This window comes from Thomasclavelia sp., assembly GCF_047249845.1.
Taxonomy (GTDB): Bacteria; Bacillota_I; Bacilli_A; order Erysipelotrichales; family Coprobacillaceae; genus Thomasclavelia.
Genome location: NZ_JBKTWO010000018.1, coordinates 1 through 20,853, shown reverse-complemented (window position 1 = coordinate 20,853; position 20,853 = coordinate 1). Strand labels below are relative to the sequence as shown.

Below are 20,853 nucleotides of genomic sequence, written 5' to 3'. Positions count from 1 at the left end.
ACAGTTTAACATTCATCTTTTTTTTATGCTTATCTATAAGTGCTCTTATAAAAAAACCTCCTCGTTATTTTATTTGCAGCTGCCAGGCTACAATTATTATATCACGAGGAGGTTTTTTACCCAGACGCTAAAGCTTTATTGTTACCACGCGCATAGCACGTGGTTTTTGTTTCACAATAAAAAATGGAAGTTTTATCTTCCATTTTATTTACTATCTTTTTCAATATATTTATCAACTTGTTTTTCTAATATCTTAAATGGTGCTGGTCCTGTAGATAATATAACATCATGAAATTTTACCGCAGAAAACTTATCTTTCAACTTATCTTCTGCTTTATCATAAAGGTCTTGGAACAAGAATCCAGATAAATAATACTGTAAATAATTTGTTGGTGTTTCTAAAAATAGATTATATTGCTCTAACATTGAATCTTCACTAACTTCACCAAAATTTTGATTCCAGTATTCTTTATAATCATCAAAATCCCAACCATCATAATGAATACCAATATCCATTAAACAGACAAATACTGATGTTAAACGATCATTTAAACTTTTATACTCTAAAAGCGTTTTATCTTCAACAGGTGCATATTTATAACCATTCCATTCAACATAAGTAGCCCATCCCTCGCTATATCCATTATAATCAATTAGATAGCGGATTGTTGGAATATTTTTTTGTTGTTTAAAATACGTATGCTGATACATATGTCCAGGATATCCCTCATGCTCTATTGTATCAAACAAAGATTGTGAATATTCACCATTTATATAGATTAATTCTGGTGTATCAATTGGAGCATCAATTTTACCTTGTAAATATGCAGCCGGAGAAAAGTTATCTTTCCATGCATCTGGAACTGTTATAATTTCATAGTTGAGATTATCAATTTTAGGATAATCTTCTGTTATTGCTGTTTTCAAATAATCTAATGTTTGACTAGCAGAAGTAAAATCCGAATAAACTATTTCTGAAAAACCATTTACTTGAGCTAATTCAGGATTCTTAGACATTAAAGTTATTGCTTCTTGAAGTAATTCATTTTTCTTTTCTTCTAAATAACTTTTTACTTCTTTAATATTCATATCTGTCCCAACTCTACCTTGAAGCATAGCCTCATAGTATTCCTTACCATTAGGACTACTATATAATCCCTTGTTTTCCTGGTTAGTTGGTGTAATTTGTTTTAATTGTTCTTCTAGACTTTTATATGCATTTTTTAAATTTACAGAAACTAATTCTTGATTTTTTTGTTTTGCTGCATTCTTTTCTTCATCATTTAAAAAATCCACTTTATCTATTCTTTGATTAATTCGCTCTATTAAATAATCATCTGTACTGCTAGTATAATTTTGACACTGTTCAATCGTTTTTTCTAAAATATTTTTAGCTAGTCCAGAATTTTTCTCCTGACGTTTTTTTTCAATTTCTGCATATTTTAAAAACGTTTCTTCACTAGTTTCTAGCATATTGAAATAACTGTCTAAATCATTTTGGCGTTCAAATGTATACTCACTTAATAATAGTGGTAGTTGAGCTTGGAAACTAACAAAACTACCCAAGTAATTATTATCAAGATCATAATATTCATACTGATAAGAACTTCTTTGTAAATAGTCTTCTAAAATATCATATGTTAATTTTTGATCATCAGTTAATTTATCATAATCATATGATTTTAATTCCTTAAGTATTTTTTCATTTTCTTTTTTACTTTCTTTATAGCTTTTTTCATTACTATATGGCAAAGTTAATAACTGCTCTTCAAATCCATAATTACTTGGATCTTGAAAAGTAAATTCAAGATTCATATCATCATCAGATAATACTAAATTAGGCATTTTTTCGATAAAAGTATCGAAATCTTCCTTTTTTGTTGTCGGCTTTTCTTTTTCATTATTAGTACACCCAGCAATATTTAATACCAATAACAAACCAAGTACAATTGAAATAATTTTTTTGTAATTTTTCATCTTATCAACATTCCTTTATTTATATATAAATATATTATAACCTAAAACCACCTGATTTTTCTACTACTGATATTATAATTCATCATTTCTATGTTTAATTATTATATAAATGAAATATGCCATACATAAAAGTATGACATATTAACTATTTTGAAGCTATTGGTTTTTTTAATATTCCAAGTAATATCATGCCCACAATGGCACCAGCGGCTAAAGCGATAAAATATCCAAGTGGATTGCTAATTACTCCGATAACAAATATCCCACCATGTGGAGCCATTAATGTACATCCAAAAGCCATTGATAATGCACCAGCAACAGCGGAACCCGCAATACACGCTGGTAAAATATGTATCGGGTCACTAGCTGCAAAAGGTATTGCTCCTTCAGTGATAAAGGAAAATCCCATAATAAAATTGGTAACTGTTGTACTTTGTTCTTTTTTAGTAAAGCGATTCTTAAAGAATAATGTTGCTAGAGCAATTGCTAATGGTGGAACCATACCGCCAATCATTACTGCTGCCATGATATCATAATTTCCACTTGCAATAGATGCTGTTCCAAAAACATAGGCAGCCTTATTGATTGGACCACCCATATCAGCAGCCATCATTCCTCCTAAAACTAACCCTAATAATACCTTACTAGAACCTCCCATTGAATTTAAAATATTAGTAATTCCATCATTAAGAGCTGCAACTGGTGGATTAATAATAAAAACCATTCCCGCTGCCATAATCAATATTCCAAAAAACGGATATAATAAGACTGGTTTTAGTCCTTCAAATGCATCTGGTAAATAATCAAATAATTGTCTTAAACCAGTTAATAGATACCCAGCTGCAAAACCTGCTACTAAAGCTCCTAAAAAACCTGAACCTCCAGCAGAAGCTAAAGCTCCACCAACAAACCCTACTGCTAAACCTGGTCGATCTGCAATCGACATAGCAATAAATCCAGATAAAATTGGTAACATGAATCCAAATGCTGTATCACCAGCATTTTTTAAAAAAGCTGCTAATTCTGTGTTACTCCCAAAATTTTTTGGATCAATAGTATAATCATCAAACAAAAATGCTAATGCTATTAAAATCCCACCACCAATAACAAATGGTAACATATGACTAACACCATTCATAAGATGTTTATATATTGTTCGACCAATTCCTTCATTAGAATCATTTACATCTTGATTAACCGTATGGTCACTATGATAAATTGGGGCATCACCACTTAGTGCCTGTTTAATTAATTCTGCTGCTTTATTGATTCCATCGGCTACTTTTACTTGAATTACTGGTTTACCATCAAAACGTGCCATCTCAACATTTTTATCTGCGGCAACAATAATTGCCTGACATTCAGCTATTTCCTTTGCTGTAGGAGAATTTTTAGTCCCTCCACTTCCATTTGTTTCTACCTTTATTGTTACATTCATTTCTTTTGCTTTTTCTTCTAATGCTTCTGCAGCCATATAAGTATGAGCAATTCCAGTTGGGCAAGCAGTTACAGCAATAATCTGATATTTTCCATCAAATGACTTTTGAGCAATTTCTTTTTGAGTTTCTTTTTCTTTTTGACTTGCTTCTTTTTCATCGATGATTTTCACAAAATCTTCTTTACTCTTTGCATTAATTAACGCTTCTTTAAAATCATTATCCATTAACATTTGTGACAACATCGCTAAAATCTGTAAATGCTCATTTCCACCAGATTTAGGTACAGCAATCATAAAAAATAATTGTGCTGGATTTCCATCAAGAGACTGGTAATCAACCCCATCTTTAACAACCATTGCAGCCAGACCAGGTACCATAACGGTTTCACTTTGAGCATGTGGTATAGCTATCCCTTCACCAATTCCTGTTGTACTCAATTCTTCGCGTGCATATATTCCTTGTTTGAAAACCTCTTTATCTTTTAAATTTCCCTGTTTATCCATTAAATCAACTAGATGATTAATGGCTTCATCTTTTGTTTTGATAACTGCATTAACATCAACAGATATAATTTTTAATAAATCTGTAATTTTCATTATTCAATAACCTCCACATTTATTTGTTGATAAACTTTATCAATCATCTCTTTTTCTGCTAAGTCATCACTAAAAGCAGTTGCACTGCCACATGCACTACCTAGATGAATTGCTTCTTGATAACTTTTGCTTTTTAAATAACCAGCGATAAATCCTGCAACCATTGAATCTCCACTTCCAACCGAATTAATTAATGTTCCACTACCACTGTTACAAGCATATACATGATTATCTTCACTTACTAATAATGCCCCATCTTTTCCTAATGATACTAGAACATTTGCTGCTCCTTGCTGTTTTAATTTTTTAGCATAGAATATTATTTCTTCTTGATTATTAATTTTTGTTTTAAAAAGTTCTTCTAATTCACGATGATTAGGTTTGATTAAATATGGATGATATGGTAATACATTTGATAATAACTTATCTGTTGCATCTACAACTACTTTAATTTCTTTCGAAATTAATCTTTTAATAATTCTTTCATAAATATCATCGGGCAATGATAAAGGGATACTACCTGCTAATATCAAAATATCACCTTTATTTAAGCAATCTAATTTTGATAATAATTCATCTAAATTTACGTCATTAATATTTGGTCCATTACCATTTATCTCTGTTTCTTTCTTACTTTTCATTTTTACATTTATTCTTGAAATACCTTCATCTAGTACACATAAATCTAAATTAAAGCCTCTTTTTTCTAACTGATTTTTAATTTCTTTTCCTGTAAACCCTGCAATAAATCCTAATGCAGTATTTTCAAGACCTAGACGTTGTAAAATTGTAGATACATTAAAACCCTTTCCCCCAGGATAAACGTTCTCTTGATAAGAGCGATTGGTTTCTCCTTCTTCAAAATCTTTAACCTTCATAATATAATCTAATGAAGGATTAAATGTTATTGTATAAATCATATCTTATCTACCTCCACAACTGTAGTATGCTCCTTTATCTGATTTTCTTTACAATAATCACAAATAATAATTGCCTCATTTATATCACCAAAATGAACTGGACTTAATTTATTAAATTTACTATGATCACATAATACATAATTCATTTCACAACGATTAAAAGCAGTTTCCTTAATTAATGCTTCTTCGTTATCAGGAGTTGTAAAACCATGTTCAATATCAACACCATTAGTTCCAAAAAAACCTTTATTAAAATGATATCTTCTTAATTCCTGATAAGTACTTGCACCAACACAAGCACCAGTAATTCCTCTTATCTCTCCCCCAAGACAAATTACTTTAAATCCCTTTTGAGCTAACATTTGTGCTTGCAATAATCCATTAGTTACATAAGTTGCTTTTTTTTCAATTAAATGATCAATTACTTTAATTGTAGTCGATCCTGCATCAATATATACAGTGTCATTTTCTTCAACTAATTTACTAGTATATTTTCCAATTAATTCTTTTTCTATCGAATTTTGTGATTGTCGTTCACTTAATGGATTCTCAACTGCTAGACTAGCTCTTTCAATAAGAACCGCTCCACCATGAACTCTTTTCAATAGTCCTTGATGATCTAATTCTAATAAATCACGTCGTATTGTTGATTCTGAAGCTTTCGTTATATTTACTAGCTCTAATACATTTAGACTCCCTTTTCTTTTTAATTCTTTCAAAATCAGTCGATGTCTTTCCTCTGTAATCATCTTCGTTCACCTCACAAGTACATTATATGACCATTCAGTTATATAGTCAACTATTTTATGATTGTTTTTGAAAGAATTTGAACAAAAATAAAAACTTACTAATTAAAGTAAGTTTATCATTTTTCCAATAATAATTGCTTTTGAATTAAAATTATGACCTATTTCAGTAGTTTTTATAAGCGGTAGATCTTCACTAATATAGTTCTTTACTAAATCAATAATTGTTGGTGTTAAACATTTATCTTCCATTTCTATAAACGTCCCCAAAATAATTCCACTAATTTTTTCTAATATTCCAATCTGCTTTAACTGGCTCAAATATGTAGTCATTTGTCCAACAGTACCACTTCTAGCTTCAAGTAACAATACTTTATTTTTCATATCTGGCCAATATTCAGTTCCTGCTAGTTTTAAAAAACATCTAATATTCCCTCCAACAACTATTCCCTGCATAGAATTCCCCTGAATAAATTCATAGCTAAAACTATACAAATCATCAGTTCCATAAAATAAAGAATTATAAAAATTTTCTACTTGTCCTTCTATATTCTTAACAACTAAATTTTTTATCTGATATAAAATTGACTCGTTATTCGTTTTTGTATAAATAGCATTTATAATAGTAGTTAAATCACTATATCCCCAAAATATCTTTTTATTCTTTTTAATAACTTCAAAATCTAAAAATGGTAAAATTTCATTAGCCACATCACCACCTGAAATGTCAAAAATTGCTTTTATTTCTTTATCTTGATAAAATTTCATCAATACTTCAGCTCTTTGTTTTGCATTACCACTAAAAACAGTATCTTGTTCAAATATGTATTCACTAATAACAGGAACTAATTTAAACTTAATAAATAAACATATTAACATATCAATTTTATATTTATCTTTTAATTTAATTCCATTAGAACAGCAAACAATTGCTACTTTATCATTATTTTTCATTTATGCCCCCTCTTTACAATAAAAAAACTCATGCATTATATTTATTCGATATTTTATAATTAAGTATTTAAAATACAAATAATAATTTATCTAATCCTAAACTTACTATTTATCGTTATCAAATTGTTTAATAGACTATTGTCATATCTAGATTATAAATATACAAAACCCTCATATTAAATCTTTATAATTACTTTTAAAATTTTATCTTTGCCCTCTATAAAATATCATTGTTAGATTTAATTATCAATATAAATCTTATGAAATTTAAAACAACAGAATTGTAATAATTCTGTTGTTTATAATATCTAAATTTATACTAATTGTGATTCTTTTGTAGTATATTCTTGGACAATTTTTTGAATCTTTTGTGGTGTTTCTTGTTCTAAAGGATACCATCCTTTAGAATACATTAAATCAAATACTTCTCTTTGAGTTTGATAAACTTCTTTTTGAATATCAATTAATTTGTTTGCAAGTTGTTGATGTGAGCATTCAATAATAAATGTTGTATAATCGCTTAATAAAGATTTTAAACACAATAATATATCATTGAGTTTATCATAATCATTAAATACATTTTCATTAGGAAGAATTGGCTGTTTAGTTGGGTTATTATCCATTTAAACACCCCAATAATTCACTATAATGTTTTTTAAGGGTACTATTTACCCGATCTAAAGTCATTTGAATATCTTTATCTTCAACACTTTCTTCATAAGATTTTAACTTTTTACATAATACATACAAACTATTTAATTGATCATTAAATGAACCACTATCTTTAGTAGATATCATTTTTGGTGGTTGATTCATATGATAGATTCCTCCTTCATAATTAGTTTGTTTCTTTTTATATCTCATTATTCATTATGACATGTATTAAGTAATATTTTATTAACCAAACTAATATATAAATAATATTAATAACTCCTATAATATTTTAGATAATTTAATATTGCATAAATTATTAACATTCACTTATCCTCACTAGTAACTTAATTTTTTGATGTTAGTAAAGGATAGGTTATTTTTTATATTGAATCATTATTATCATTAGCTGCTTGTAACAGAGGGATTCTATTATCTAGAGGTTACCATTTATTAATTAATTTACTCCTAATAAATCCTTTTAACACTTATTACTGTTATTACCAACAATATCATTAGAAAAACCATGTTATTTACCATAATCTACAACATTAATAATATATGCAGGGGATCAAATCTCATAATTGTTTTAATATCTAAGCTTTCTTTTACCTGATCATTTGTAACTTTACAGTCAATTGTAACAAGACGGATTGGTGAAGAATAAGTAACAACTGATCTAGTTTCAATATCATATAATTTATTTCCAGTTGTAGTTGTATATTCAGCTATATAATTTGCATGCATATCTCCTGTAAAAATATATTGTATTCCTGCATTAGCAAATTCATCATACAAACAATCATTGACTAAGTATATCGATAATATCTCAGGATCCATCGTAAAATGTTCAATTATTCCATGATACCACGTAATTTTACTGCTGTAATTTGTTTTAAAATCTATTTTTCTAAATACCATTTGCTTCATGGTCATCCTTACAAGCATCCGTATTATCTTTACTATATCTTGCTGAGTCAATTGAAATAATTGTAAATTCCGGTGCTTGACAAGCTACATAAAATAATCCTCCTGCCTCTTTACCAATTGGTGTTCTAAATACTTTCATCATTGTATGTAACATCTTTATAACATTCTTTAAAATCTTTAGGATTTGTACGAGTTTATAGCATTGCTTTACCATTAATTCATTACATTATTATTACAAATATCATAATTGTCTGGTGTAACATATATGTGCAGATTTGGTAATCTCTTTTTCAATTCTTTTAATTTACCTGCTAATTCTCCATCCTTTGTAAAATCCCCAATAATCATCATTACATCATCTGATTTATCCTTCCCGATTTCATCAAGTAAACCTTTTACGATTACTATTTAAATGTGTTGTATAATCTTCGGTATCTTTAATCATTGTTGGAGATAAATAATGTGTATCAGATAATGTTGCAATTTTCAATGAACTCTTTGCCTCATTAATACTGCTACAAGCAAATAATGATTGTGATATCTATTACTAGAACTAATAAAATAGACAGCCCTTTTTTAATCAATTATAATAATTCACTATATTTTCCTCCCTATTGTAAAATAATTGAATATCTTTAGTGTTATGTTGGTGTTAAAGTTATGTAATATTTTATATTTATAAATTTTATTTAAAATATCTTTAGCTATATTATAAATAAACACTTATAGCATTTTTTATGTGCTATTAAATATTTAAATAAAAAACTCTCCTTATTATAAAGAGAGTTTAAACAATGCCTAAAATACGATTTTCATACAATATAAAATTTCACAAACCTGTTAAGATTAATTTAGTATTCCTTTATTTCTGATGTAAAGAAATTTCATTTATTAGTATACTATGTTGCTGATAATTACTATCAATAAAATCCACAGTTCCATCTTCATTAAGTTTTGTAAAAGTTACTAATCCATAATCTTGAAAAGATACTTGTCTATTTTTTAAATAAGATATATTATTCGTATATTCAAGAATTTGATCATAGCATCCTTGTTGATAAAGATTATAATAAATTTTAAAATATGTTAACATTGTAATCATAATCGGTTTAATTAAATAATCTTGACCCAATTTCATTTTCATTGATGTGTATTCACCGCTTATAGAATTAACATTTAAACCTATTCCAATTACTACTCCTTTTAAGCCATCTTGATATATTGCTTCAACTAAAATACCACATATTTTTAAATCATCAACATAAACATCATTAGGCCATTTTATTTTTGCTTTGATCCCATATCTATCTAATAAACCTGTTACACTACAAGCAGCTATTTGAGTCATTTTGTGCAAATCTTGTGGGTTCTTAAAATCTTTAACAAGAATACTCATTAATAAATCCTGTTCTTTTTTACTCTGCCATATATGTCCACTACGTCCTCGTCCTGCGGTTTGATAATTACATTTTACTACACTATAATTAGGTAATTTATCTAAGTTTCTTTTTATATAGTCATTAGTTGAATCTACCTCATCTAGCTCAATATAATTCATATTGTCACCCCTAACCTATATGTAGTATTATACAATATCTCAATTTATTTCACAATTCTACCATTAAATAAAGCTATGTATAGCATTCTAAAATACTAAATGTTTTTTTACTTTAGAGAATAATATTGATGAGATAATTACTGAGACAATTTCTGCAATCGGAAAAGATAACCAAATCAAATCAATATTACCAAATAAAGATAAGATGTAGGCACTTGGTAACAATATAAACAATTGTCTAATTAAAGATGTCAATAAACTATATGTACCTTTACCAACTGCTTGAAATACAGCACTACAAACAATTGAATATCCTGCAAAAATAAAGTGAATTGCAATTATCCTTAATGCTGGAATACCTATTTTAATCATATCTGATGATGCATTAAAATAACCTAATAAAGTTTGTGGCAAACATTCAAAAATTATTACTCCAATAATCATAATAGATATAGCATAAATCATTGCTAGATTAATAGTTTTAAACATTCTGTCTTTTTTCTTAGCACCTAAATTATATGCAATAATTGGAATTATTCCATTATTTAAACCAAAAATAGGCATAAAAACAAAACTTTGTAATTTAAAATACACTCCAAATACAGCTGTTGCTGTAGTAGAAAAAGTTATTAAAATCGTATTCATTCCAAAAGTCATGATACTACCTATAGATAACATAATAATGGATGGAATACCTACTGAATAAATCTGTTTAATAATATGAAAATCAGGTTTAAATCGCTTAAACAAAAAATTGACATCATGATTATATTTCAAATTAAAAAATACTGCTAATATAAATGCAATTATTTGTCCAGTAACTGTTGCTAATGCAGCTCCCGCAACACCCATTTTTGGCATTCCAAATAAACCAAAGATAAAAATTGGATCTAGTATTATATTAATTATTGCTCCAATACCCTGAGTGCACATCGTAAACATAGTTCTTCCTGTAGCCTGTAAAAGTCGTTCAAATAAAAACTGTCCAAATAAACCAAATGAACTCCCTACAATAATTGAGGTATAAATTGTTCCATAACTAATAATTTCTCGATTAGTAGTTTGAATGCTAAAAAATATATTAGATAATAACAATCCACCGATCATAAAAATTATTGCTGTAATTAAATAAATAAAAATTGAATTTGTCGCTGTTTTATTTACATGATCAAGATTTCTTTCACCTAAACTTCTAGATAATAAAGCATTGACTCCAACAGCTGTTCCCCCTGCAAAAGCAATCATTAAATTTTGCAAGGGAAAGGCCAAAGAAACAGCTGTTAGAGCATTCTCGCTGATTTGAGCAACGAATATACTATCAACAATATTATACATTGCTTGAACCAACATAGAAACTATCATTGGTAAAGACATGGTAATTAATAGTTTATTTACAGGCATTACACCCATTTTATTTTCTGACATCATTAATAATTTCCTTCTAAATATAATCTTGAAATTATATCTGCCACTTTATCAATACCCAAATCACTATTAATTGTTAGATCAAAATTTTTTAGTTGTCCCCACTTTTTAGTTGTATAATAGTTATAATAATTACTTCTAGATTTATCTTTTTTTATTACATACTTTTTAAAATCACTATGAGTTTCTTTATAATCTTCTTTAACTCGACGAATTCTTGACTCTAATGGTGCATGAATAAAAACCTTTAAAACATTATCATAATCTTCCAAAATATAATCAGCACAACCACTAACTATAATACAAGCATCATAATTTGCTAGATGCCGAATGATTTTTGATTGCATCGTATAGACCTGATCATTTAAAGGAAGGGTAAAAGCGCTTGAAGATAAACTATACATAAACCCTGATGATTTTTCCTCTGAAACTTTTCTAATTACATCTACATCAAATCCCATTTCCTTTGCAGCTAAATCAATAACCTCATTATCATAATAAACTATTCCTAACTTTTCTGCGACTTTCTGAGCAATTAATCGTCCCCCAGAGCCGTATTCTCTTGCAATAGTTATAACTTTTTTACTCATAAATACTCCTCCTCTATACTTTATATTCTAACATAATTTGAGTTATGTTACTATTTTTGTCATATTTTGAAAATCTGTCTAACTTAGAACTAATTTTGTTCTAGTTTTTTAAACAATGGTAATAATTCTAAAGATTTCAATATTTGAACCATAAAAAACTTAGTGTTATAATAATTTAGATAGGAGATGAGTTAGATGATAAAAGTAGATATAATATCTGGTTTTCTTGGAGCTGGAAAAACAACTTTTATAAAAAAATTAATTAAAGAAGTATATCCTGATGAACAAATTGTATTGATTGAAAATGAATTTGGTGAAATTGGAATTGATGGAACATTTATGCATGATTCCGGAATTGAAGTAACTGAGATTAACTCTGGATGTATCTGTTGCAGTCTCGTAGGTGATTTTGAAACTTCGCTAGTAGAAGTTATTGAAAAATATCATCCTGATCGTATCATTATCGAACCCTCTGGAGTAGGAAAATTATCTGATGTAATAAAAGCTGTAAATGAAGTTCATAGTGATAAACTATTACTTGAGAACCATATTACTGTTATTGATGCTAAAAAATGTCGTCTATATACTAAAAACTTTGGTGAGTTTTTTAATAATCAAATTAAATATGCTTCATTGATTATTTTAAGCAGGACTGAAGATATAACGGAACTTCAACTAGATGAATGTATAAAAATTATTAAGGAGCATAACAATAAAGCCAATATAATTACAACTACATGGAGTCAATTAAATCAAAAAACATTAATTGATGCTTTTGATCATAGCGATAATCTTCGTGACCAATTGTTTAATGAGTTAGATATTTGCCCTGAGTGTGGTCATCATCATGAACACCATCATGATCATGAATGTGAACATGAACACCACCATGCAGATGAAATATTTACCAGTTGGGGTATACAAACACCTAAAAAATATACTAAAATTCAATTAGAAACCATTCTAAAAAAACTTAGTGAAAATTCAAGTTATGGAAATATTTTACGTGCAAAAGGTTATTTAGATAATATCGAAGGTGACTGGTGGTATTTTGACTTAGTACCAGGGGAATATGAGATTCGCACAGGTAAAGCTGACTTTACAGGTCGTATTTGTGTGATTGGTGAAAATCTAAATGAGAAAAAGTTAGATAATTTATTTAATGAGGTCGCCTAATGGAAACAAGAGTATATATTTTTGCAGGCTTTTTAGATAGTGGTAAAACTTCATTTATAAATGATACTTTAATGAATCCTGATTTTTATAGTGACGAAGATACATTATTAATTAGTTTTGAAAGTGGAGAAATTTCTTATGATGAAATATATTTAAAAAAATCTAATACTTCACTAGTTACTTTGGACCATGAGAATTTCACTACATATGATTTAAAACACTTAGAATTAGAGTATCATCCTACCCAAATTATGATTGAAGCTAATGGAATGATGGATCTAAATATTTTTGTTAAAGAAATTATTCCTGAAAATTGGAAAGTTGTTCAAGTTTTAACAACTTTTGATGCTTCAACTTTTTCTATGTATTTGAATAATATGCGTTCATTAGTATATGGACAAGTTGTATTTAGTGATCTCGTAATTTTTAATCGATATAATCAAAACATTAAAAAATCAATGTTAAGAAATAATATAAAAGCAATAAATAGTAATACCCAAATAATTTATGAATTTCCTAATGGTACTATTGATACAATGAATCCAGAAATAGAATTACCTTATGATATTCAAGAAGACCATTTAGAAATTAAAGATCATGATTTTGGTATATTTTGTATGGATGCAATGGATCATCCTGATAAATATACTGATAAAATAATTAAAATAAAAGGCAAATTTATTGGATTAGATAAAGTTATTGAAAATGGTTTTGTTTTAGGCAGACAAGCCATGGTTTGTTGTGAAGAAGATACATCGCTGATTGGTCTAGTTTGTATTAGTAAACTAGCTAAAAAATTAATTCCTGATGAATGGATCATTGTAGAAGGAAAAGTTTCAGCTATTTTTGATCATGAATATCAAATTAAAATACCTATTTTAAATGTGGAACATTTAGAAGTTGTTCCACCATTAAAAAACCAATATGTGACCTTTGACTAAAAAATCAAAGAATTTACAATCCATATTACAATAGTTAATAATACCTTTCATGAAGCTAATGTAATAAAAATTAGAGATATTAAAAATGACGCTTTAAATATAGCGTCTTTTCTCTATTTTCTATTTAAAATATGATTTATCAAGAATTACATATTATAATTTTTAATAAACCAAAAAAGAAATAACTTCTATATTTACCCATACTATAATAAACTATAAATGAATCAATAAATTAAATAATGGAGGATATAAATTAATGAATAGACCTATAACAACTTTATTTATGTTAATGTCAGTTGATGGAAAAATTTCAACTGGAGAGAGTGACGAATTAGATTTTGATAAAGACTTACCAAATATCATAGGAGTAAAAGAAGGTCTGCAACAATATTATAATATAGAACAAACAACTGACTTATGGTCTTTAAATTCAGGTAGAGTTCAGGCTAAGATAGGTGTGAATAAATATAAAACAACATCCAAAACATCCATATCTTTTGTATTAATTGATAATAATCACCTTACAACACAGGGGATTCAATATTTTTGTACTCGTTCAAAAAAATTTATTCTTGTGACCTCTAATAAAAATCATCCTGCATTTTTTGTAAATAAAGAAAATTTATATATTATTTATCAAGAAGAGCTGAATCTTGTAAGTATGTTAGAAATATTGAAAACTAAATATAACTGTGAAAGAATTACAATACAAACAGGTGGAACTCTAAATGAATTATTTCTAAGAGAAAAATTATTTGATTATGTAGATATTATAGTTGCTCCTATACTTGTTGGAGGTAAAAATACTTCAACTCTAATAGACGGTAAATCTCTTTATACAACAAATCAGCTTTCAGAATTAGGTGTATTGGAATTGGAAAGTGTTACTCCTTTAAATGCCTCATATATCAGATTAAGATATAAAGTAATTTCTTAATTAAATATTAGCTATAAAAATCATCAACATTATTAAAAAAGTATATATATTTATAAATAGCTAAGACTACAGCTTAGTTAACCGGTATCCAATATTGTATCTCACTTAAACCATCTTTATCTACTTCTTCGCCATATTTTACTATATCATATCGATTTTTTTCATTAAGTTGACAGCTTGAATTTAATAGCCATTCATGATATATATAATCAACTATTGGTTGAACACTATCTTCACTTCTACCTTTATAAACAAATATTATATATTTACTTGCAGGTAAAATAAATGTTTTCATTTCTTTAGGAATTTGATTAAACGTTGACACTTCAGCTCCAGCAATAAAATTAAATATTGGTTTTGATTTGATAGTTTTAAATTCAGAGTAATCATTAACTCCAATTAGAAATTGTTGATCTAATCTATCAATAATTTTAGTTTTATTTTTATGTAACTTGTGCCAACATTTTCCTATCACATGAAAACCATTTTTAGTACTACTGTTATATCCTACTATTTTTACTTGATTATAATCTATCGTCTTAATATCTAAAATCATATCCCCTCTCAATTTATTATGATTATGAATATCAAACTTTAATTGTAATGGATAAAACTCTTGACATTTACGATACTTACCTGGTGAAACTTTAAATATATTTTTAAAGACTTTACTAAACGCTCGCTGACTTTCATAACCTGAACATAATGCTATTTCAATAATTGATAGATTACTGTAAATCAACATTCGTGCTGATTCAGTTAATCGACGTCTTTGTATATAATTATGGATATTAAAACCAATTACCGAAGCAAACATACGATGTAAGTGATATTTTGAATATCCAATTTGTTTAGATATTGTTTCTAAATTCAATTGTTCATCTTGTAAATGTTCCTCAATATAATCTAGTACCTGTTCAATTATTTTAATATTTTTCATTTTATCATCTCCTAAATAAAAGATAACATATTTTTAATTTTAGTTTTACATCATTATTGCTAAATATAATTTCATATTATTTAGTTATTTTGAGTAATTTTTATTCTCTTTCTATAAAATCATTAAAACATTTAGGACATAAATACCCAATTTCAGTTTCAATTAAACATGTTGACTCATTACAACAATCATCACATCTTTGCACACTACCCTTAATATCTTCAATTATTTTTAAATTATTTTCTTCTTCTGTTGACATCTTGATAATTACTCCTTATTCACTATTAGTATACAAGAAGCTATTTTTTGATAACTCCAATAATTATCTTCACTAATACAAAAATATAATTATTCACACTTAATCATTCTTTTGAAAAATTTATTAGCACTTACAGTAACTCAACATTAATCTAATCATTGCCCTTGTAAAGTATTTTAATAACTTATTCAAACTAGATATTCTATTAAAACTTTTATCTTTAAAAATTTATATATGGAACATTTTCTTTAGATTATTAAGCATACTTTTATTTTTATAATTACTGATTCATTATATATAAGTTGAATATAATTCACCAACAATATATAACATATCATTTAAGTGAATTTAAGTCAACATAAGAGTATCTATAAATAAATATTTGTTGAATTTAATTATACTTAATGTTAATATTTTACTGAGGTGATAAATTTGGAACCGTTATATTTACAAATTAGAAATTTAAGAAAAAACTTAGGAATGTCTCAACAAGAACTAGCCAAAAAAACAGGTTATACTTCTAGATCTTCAATAGCAAAAATTGAAAATGGAGAAGTTGATTTACCTATATCAAAAATAGCACTAATAGCAAAAGCTCTAGATACTAATCCTTCAACATTAATGGGACTTGATTCTATAGTAGAAAATAGAAAAAAGGAATCACAACCTTTTAATTTAAAAGCTCTAAAAAGACTGATTGATACAGAGTCAGAATTAGCATATAAAAGTTTAGTAAGATTATGTAAAAATAAAAGAATTCAAATTGAGTGGACAGAAAAAAAAGTATCTGATTTATCAAATATAGATATTGATGAATATTTAAGATTTGAAAATTATAATGCTAAGATAGATATTGATAAAATTGATAATATTCTAAAAGCATTAAATATATCAATTGAATTTGTATTAGGTTTTATAAGTGCTATGTTAGACTTGAGAGATAATAAAATAAATATTATTGATTATTAATAGACCACTGCTTATTTAACAGTGGTCTATTAATTTATCTTATTATTTTGTAATAATGCTAATATATAGCCTTTATCAAAATCAGATTCAAGTCGCAACAGTCTACTAATCACAATATTATAAATATATTCTAAATCATTGTTATCCATAATATTCAATATATTTATAATAATATTTATTGTCCTTTTTCTTTCGATCCTTTCTTCTTCATTTTTACCCTTTTTTATTGTTTTCTCATTCATAATTTTACCCCTTAATAATTATTTTTGTCTACATTGTCTACGTATACATTCTAACAATTATAAAACTAATTATATAGATAACATGGGACACTTTTATATTTTTAGGGGCGCTTTTTATAATTATTCAAACCGATATTGCTTATACGTATTCAAAACTTCATTATACCTCGATTTACTTACAGAAATAAGTATATTATTTTTTAAAGCTACAAAATCTTTTCCAACACGTTCTATATAAGCAACATTTATTAGATATGATAAATGACATCTAACAAAATTGTACTCTTTCAATACCTCTTCTACTATAGAAATTTTTGTTCTTTGCTTAATTGTTTCTTTATTAAGCAAAGTATAATATACATAGTTCCGCTTAGACTTTACAAATAATATATCTGTTATCATAATCATTTCATCATTAACTAAAATTTTAGCATTTTTTCTTCTATTTCTATTCCTAATTACATGCATACATTCTTCTAAATCTTGATCAAGATTTAATTTTCTAACAAAGTAACGTGGATATGCTACCATAGAATGAAATACTAATCCATTGTGTACAGAAACAAAAACTATTTCAACCTTATCATGCCCACTTTCACGGTATTTGCTTGCTAATTCTATACCGTCTTGATCACCTAATTCGATATCAAGAAATAATATTTCTATATCATTATTATCTAAAAATTTTTCATCAAAATAGGATAATACTTTTATTTCGTAATTTTTATTGTATTGCAATAACTTCTCTTTTAAAATACCGGCAAATAAAAGATCATCGTCAATTATCGCAATCATTTTTTACCCCCTTTCTTAAATATTAAAAAAGCCGACTAAAAAATTTGAATAAAATCAGCCGACAATGTAAAGCCCTTTTATTATATTACTGGGATAATAAGTGGAAAGGAACATTACACGCATAGTATAACTTAATATTTTTTTCTTGAAAAGGAAATTTATAAAAACCTTTGTTAAAAAGACAAAAATATAATTATTTAACTTTAGTTTCTCACAAATCTATAATCTAAAAATTATCTACTTCACAATAACTAAATTAAAAGGAATAAAAAATTGAAACAATATCCACAGAAACATATCAACCGATTGAGTAATCAACAAAAAAGTGCTAGTTACTAATTAAGATACAAACATAATTTCACAAGAGATTAATATTAAAAGTCTTAAATGCAAATATAACTAATAAAACAAACATAAAAATAATAAAGATAAAATATAATTAAAGTATGATATGATAAGATTATTTTGAAAGGATCATAGCTATATAAATATAGACAAATCATAATTTATGCAGAAAGTTATGATCTTTTTAATAGTGATATAAATAATGAGAGACAATATAGATGCATCTACAGATTAAAATACTTTTTAGATAATTGAGTACAGTGATGAAAAACTAAAGAAATTTTTAAATCTTGCAAAGATATTTGATTAAATACCAAAAATAAACTAAATAGCTAATCAAAAGTTATATTAGTTATTAATGTTTTGAATATAATAAAATAATGTTCAGAAAAAATAATTTTTGACACTTTTTGAATATATTAAAATATTGATATGATATTTTTTTAACTGAAAAGCGCTTAGCGCTTTTTCTTATTTTTTAATAGAAACGAAAACTAAAACCATTTTATCTAAATAATATTTCAACCTTTTTTAAGAGGTTAATTAGATTTTAATACTTTATCTTAAAAATAAGCTTACATTTCGTTTACAAATTATTGCTTTCCGTTAATTGTATTCATATTCTTACTTCAGTAGTCTATGATGTAGTTGCTAGCTAGTGATTTAATTTTCATTTCAATTTATATTACAAACAACAATAAAGGAGAAATTATAAAATGAAACCAGGACAAACAAGTTATACAAACGGTGTACAAAATATTCTATTCCCAATGGAATATGCTAACTGTACACAAGGTGATAATGAAGGAACACATTTGGGAACATATGCCATGGATTGCGCAGGAAGAGATACAGGAAGAGATTTAGCATACTTTCCATATGATGCTATTTGTAAGTTTGTAGATAGCCCTGCAAATGGAAATGCAGTAATTTGGCAATCTGTCGATAAAGTTCGTTTTGCAAACGGAGATATCGATTATGCATGTATGTTAGTTATCCATGATAACAATACATCAGGGATTTATGTAGGGGTTACATATAAACAAGGCGTACAAATGGCTCAAGAAGGAACTGCAGGTAATGCAACAGGTAATCATTTACACTTTGAGATAGCACGTGGAAAATATACGCATGCTTATGACCAAAATGAGTATGGTGTTTATCATCTTCCTAATAATAGACCTATTGAAAATGCCTGCTTTATCGATGATACAATCTTAGTAGGAGTAACTACAGGTTGGAATTGGAAAAAAACAGGTGAAAGCAGTAGCGGAGCAGATCAAATTATTCAAGTAGGCAGCACAGTAAAACTAAATGGTGTCTTTAGAGTTGATCAAGTTCTTGCTGCCCAAAACTCAATTTGGTCTGAAGTACTAACTGGTGATGGAGGCTCATCTATTCCAGCAGAACCACTTACAAAATGTGATGCTAATGGTAATGTAACATCTAATCAAGTATTTAGTGTTGGTGATTATTTCTTTTGTGATCAAACTTTCAAAGTAACAGGAATAGATATTCCTACCGATGCTGCACAAATTACAATTGGCGGAAAAACTATTTGGGTTTATTGTAAACCTTTATATGAAATAACAGACTAATTTTTACTCTTTTCAATATATTTATAAAAAATGGCAGCTACAAAAGCTGTAGACTGCCTTTTTTACTAAATTAAAGTTTTCAAAAGTTGGGGAGGGAAATATATTTTACAATTTGCATTAGTAGCTAATAACGAAATTTTAATTAATAGTTTTAAATTAATAGCTAAAACTTTTTTGAAAAATACCAATATAAAAATCCATTTACATACATTTTCTGACATTAAGTATTTACTAAAGTCGATGAATAATTTTGATGTTGTTATTATTGATTTAACGTTATCTAATGATAACGTATTAAAAGTTGTTCAGCATATAAGAAGCTTAAATAAAAATTGTAAGATTTGTATTTTCGTAGAAACAGAAGAATATACTCATCATCTATTTCACAATCATATATTTGATTGTATAATGAAGCCTATCAGTGATGATAAAATAAAATATCTATTTAAAGAACTTTTTAAATATATCGATTTTGATATGATTAATAAATCAATTTATATAAATACTATAGAAGGATTTATTAGTATTAAATATAATCAAATTATTTATTTTGAATATTTAGAAAAAAGTATTTTATATCCAAATAGAGTTGTTGTTTTAAATACAATAAATCATAAATATGCAATTAAAACTAATATCAATAAATTGTATAAAAAATTAGACAATGAGATTTTTTTTATACCTCATCAATCATTTATAATAAATTTAAATAAAATACAATCTGTTAAAAGAAATGAAATAATATTAGTAAATGGTATTTCAATTCCCCTTTCTCAAAAACGGGCAGTTGAATTTCACAATAAGTTATCTATAAATTTTATATCTAATTTTTGATTATCCGTATAAACACTATACTTTCAAATAT

General features: G+C 26.8%; 23 protein-coding genes. 6 read left to right on the top strand and 17 right to left on the bottom strand.

The annotated features are described in order from the left end of the window. Positions 1–204: 204 nt before the first annotated feature. The 13 genes from ACLR9T_RS06505 to ACLR9T_RS06445 all read right to left on the bottom strand — a co-directional run bounded on the left by ACLR9T_RS06505 (position 205) and on the right by ACLR9T_RS06445 (position 11,786). On the bottom strand, positions 205–1,977 hold the full coding sequence (locus ACLR9T_RS06505) for a DUF885 domain-containing protein (protein ID WP_413108727.1): 1,773 nt from the start codon (positions 1,975–1,977) through the stop codon (positions 205–207). Positions 1,978–2,122: 145 nt separating this feature from the next. After that, on the bottom strand, positions 2,123–4,012 hold the full coding sequence (locus ACLR9T_RS06500) for a fructose-specific PTS transporter subunit EIIC (protein ID WP_413108726.1): 1,890 nt from the start codon (positions 4,010–4,012) through the stop codon (positions 2,123–2,125). Then, a complete protein-coding gene (gene pfkB / locus ACLR9T_RS06495) occupies positions 4,012–4,932 on the bottom strand; it encodes a 1-phosphofructokinase (RefSeq protein ID WP_413108725.1) in 921 nt (306 codons plus the stop codon). The genes ACLR9T_RS06500 and pfkB overlap by 1 nt, the downstream gene beginning before the upstream one ends. Next, a complete protein-coding gene (locus ACLR9T_RS06490) occupies positions 4,929–5,681 on the bottom strand; it encodes a DeoR/GlpR family DNA-binding transcription regulator (RefSeq protein ID WP_413108724.1) in 753 nt (250 codons plus the stop codon). Before ACLR9T_RS06490 ends, pfkB begins: the two co-directional genes overlap by 4 nt. Positions 5,682–5,783: 102 nt before the next feature. Further along, positions 5,784–6,632 (bottom strand): S66 peptidase family protein, encoded by an 849-nt coding sequence (locus tag ACLR9T_RS06485; RefSeq protein WP_413108723.1) that lies wholly within the window; start codon positions 6,630–6,632, stop codon positions 5,784–5,786. Between the two features lie 314 nt (positions 6,633–6,946). Next, positions 6,947–7,255 carry a spore coat protein gene (locus ACLR9T_RS06480; RefSeq protein WP_413108722.1) on the bottom strand — a complete coding sequence of 103 codons (309 nt, stop codon included), beginning with the start codon at positions 7,253–7,255 and terminating at the stop codon, positions 6,947–6,949. Further along, positions 7,248–7,448 carry a hypothetical protein gene (locus tag ACLR9T_RS06475; RefSeq protein ID WP_413108721.1) on the bottom strand — a complete coding sequence of 67 codons (201 nt, stop codon included), beginning with the start codon at positions 7,446–7,448 and terminating at the stop codon, positions 7,248–7,250. Before ACLR9T_RS06475 ends, ACLR9T_RS06480 begins: the two co-directional genes overlap by 8 nt. 378 nt (positions 7,449–7,826) lie before the next feature. Beyond that, a complete protein-coding gene (locus ACLR9T_RS06470; RefSeq protein ID WP_413108720.1) occupies positions 7,827–8,204 on the bottom strand; it encodes a hypothetical protein in 378 nt (125 codons plus the stop codon). Further along, positions 8,194–8,367, bottom strand: a complete 174-nt coding sequence (locus tag ACLR9T_RS06465; RefSeq protein ID WP_413108719.1) for a hypothetical protein — start codon at positions 8,365–8,367, stop codon at positions 8,194–8,196. The genes ACLR9T_RS06470 and ACLR9T_RS06465 overlap by 11 nt, the downstream gene beginning before the upstream one ends. 59 nt (positions 8,368–8,426) lie before the next feature. Continuing rightward, positions 8,427–8,564 (bottom strand): hypothetical protein, encoded by a 138-nt coding sequence (locus ACLR9T_RS06460; protein ID WP_413108718.1) that lies wholly within the window; start codon positions 8,562–8,564, stop codon positions 8,427–8,429. Positions 8,565–9,075: 511 nt separating this feature from the next. After that, on the bottom strand, positions 9,076–9,771 hold the full coding sequence (locus ACLR9T_RS06455; RefSeq protein WP_413108717.1) for a biotin--[acetyl-CoA-carboxylase] ligase: 696 nt from the start codon (positions 9,769–9,771) through the stop codon (positions 9,076–9,078). Positions 9,772–9,858: 87 nt separating this feature from the next. After that, entirely contained in the window at positions 9,859–11,199 is a 1,341-nt protein-coding gene (locus ACLR9T_RS06450) for an MATE family efflux transporter (RefSeq protein WP_413108716.1), read from the bottom strand. Continuing rightward, the gene (locus tag ACLR9T_RS06445) at positions 11,199–11,786 is read right to left on the bottom strand and encodes an AAA family ATPase (protein WP_413108715.1); all 588 of its coding nucleotides are present in this window, start codon (positions 11,784–11,786) and stop codon (positions 11,199–11,201) included. Before ACLR9T_RS06445 ends, ACLR9T_RS06450 begins: the two co-directional genes overlap by 1 nt. 195 nt (positions 11,787–11,981) lie before the next feature. Between ACLR9T_RS06445 and ACLR9T_RS06440 the strand changes: the two genes are divergently transcribed. The 3 genes from ACLR9T_RS06440 to ACLR9T_RS06430 all read left to right on the top strand — a co-directional run bounded on the left by ACLR9T_RS06440 (position 11,982) and on the right by ACLR9T_RS06430 (position 14,840). Then, positions 11,982–12,962 (top strand): CobW family GTP-binding protein, encoded by a 981-nt coding sequence (locus ACLR9T_RS06440; protein ID WP_413108714.1) that lies wholly within the window; start codon positions 11,982–11,984, stop codon positions 12,960–12,962. After that, the gene (locus ACLR9T_RS06435; RefSeq protein ID WP_413108713.1) at positions 12,962–13,903 is read left to right on the top strand and encodes a GTP-binding protein; all 942 of its coding nucleotides are present in this window, start codon (positions 12,962–12,964) and stop codon (positions 13,901–13,903) included. The genes ACLR9T_RS06440 and ACLR9T_RS06435 overlap by 1 nt, the downstream gene beginning before the upstream one ends. Before the next feature lie 256 nt (positions 13,904–14,159). Next, positions 14,160–14,840 carry a dihydrofolate reductase family protein gene (locus tag ACLR9T_RS06430; RefSeq protein WP_413108712.1) on the top strand — a complete coding sequence of 227 codons (681 nt, stop codon included), beginning with the start codon at positions 14,160–14,162 and terminating at the stop codon, positions 14,838–14,840. 73 nt (positions 14,841–14,913) lie between these two features. Here ACLR9T_RS06430 and ACLR9T_RS06425 read toward each other — a convergent pair whose 3' ends face one another. Next, entirely contained in the window at positions 14,914–15,780 is an 867-nt protein-coding gene (locus tag ACLR9T_RS06425) for an AraC family transcriptional regulator (RefSeq protein ID WP_413108711.1), read from the bottom strand. Positions 15,781–15,880: 100 nt separating this feature from the next. Further along, positions 15,881–16,039 (bottom strand): hypothetical protein, encoded by a 159-nt coding sequence (locus ACLR9T_RS06420; protein WP_413108710.1) that lies wholly within the window; start codon positions 16,037–16,039, stop codon positions 15,881–15,883. Between the two features lie 432 nt (positions 16,040–16,471). Between ACLR9T_RS06420 and ACLR9T_RS06415 the strand changes: the two genes are divergently transcribed. Continuing rightward, positions 16,472–17,008 carry a helix-turn-helix domain-containing protein gene (locus ACLR9T_RS06415; RefSeq protein WP_413108709.1) on the top strand — a complete coding sequence of 179 codons (537 nt, stop codon included), beginning with the start codon at positions 16,472–16,474 and terminating at the stop codon, positions 17,006–17,008. 29 nt (positions 17,009–17,037) lie between these two features. On the opposite strand, the gene ACLR9T_RS06410 is transcribed toward ACLR9T_RS06415, so the two are convergent. Then, on the bottom strand, positions 17,038–17,250 hold the full coding sequence (locus tag ACLR9T_RS06410; protein WP_413108708.1) for a hypothetical protein: 213 nt from the start codon (positions 17,248–17,250) through the stop codon (positions 17,038–17,040). Positions 17,251–17,370: 120 nt separating this feature from the next. Beyond that, positions 17,371–18,045 carry a LytR/AlgR family response regulator transcription factor gene (locus ACLR9T_RS06405; protein ID WP_413108707.1) on the bottom strand — a complete coding sequence of 225 codons (675 nt, stop codon included), beginning with the start codon at positions 18,043–18,045 and terminating at the stop codon, positions 17,371–17,373. 1,061 nt (positions 18,046–19,106) lie between these two features. Between ACLR9T_RS06405 and ACLR9T_RS06400 the strand changes: the two genes are divergently transcribed. Next, positions 19,107–19,988 (top strand): hypothetical protein, encoded by an 882-nt coding sequence (locus ACLR9T_RS06400; RefSeq protein ID WP_413108706.1) that lies wholly within the window; start codon positions 19,107–19,109, stop codon positions 19,986–19,988. Positions 19,989–20,162: 174 nt separating this feature from the next. Further along, positions 20,163–20,822 carry a LytR/AlgR family response regulator transcription factor gene (locus ACLR9T_RS06395; protein ID WP_413108705.1) on the top strand — a complete coding sequence of 220 codons (660 nt, stop codon included), beginning with the start codon at positions 20,163–20,165 and terminating at the stop codon, positions 20,820–20,822. Positions 20,823–20,853: the final 31 nt, after the last annotated feature.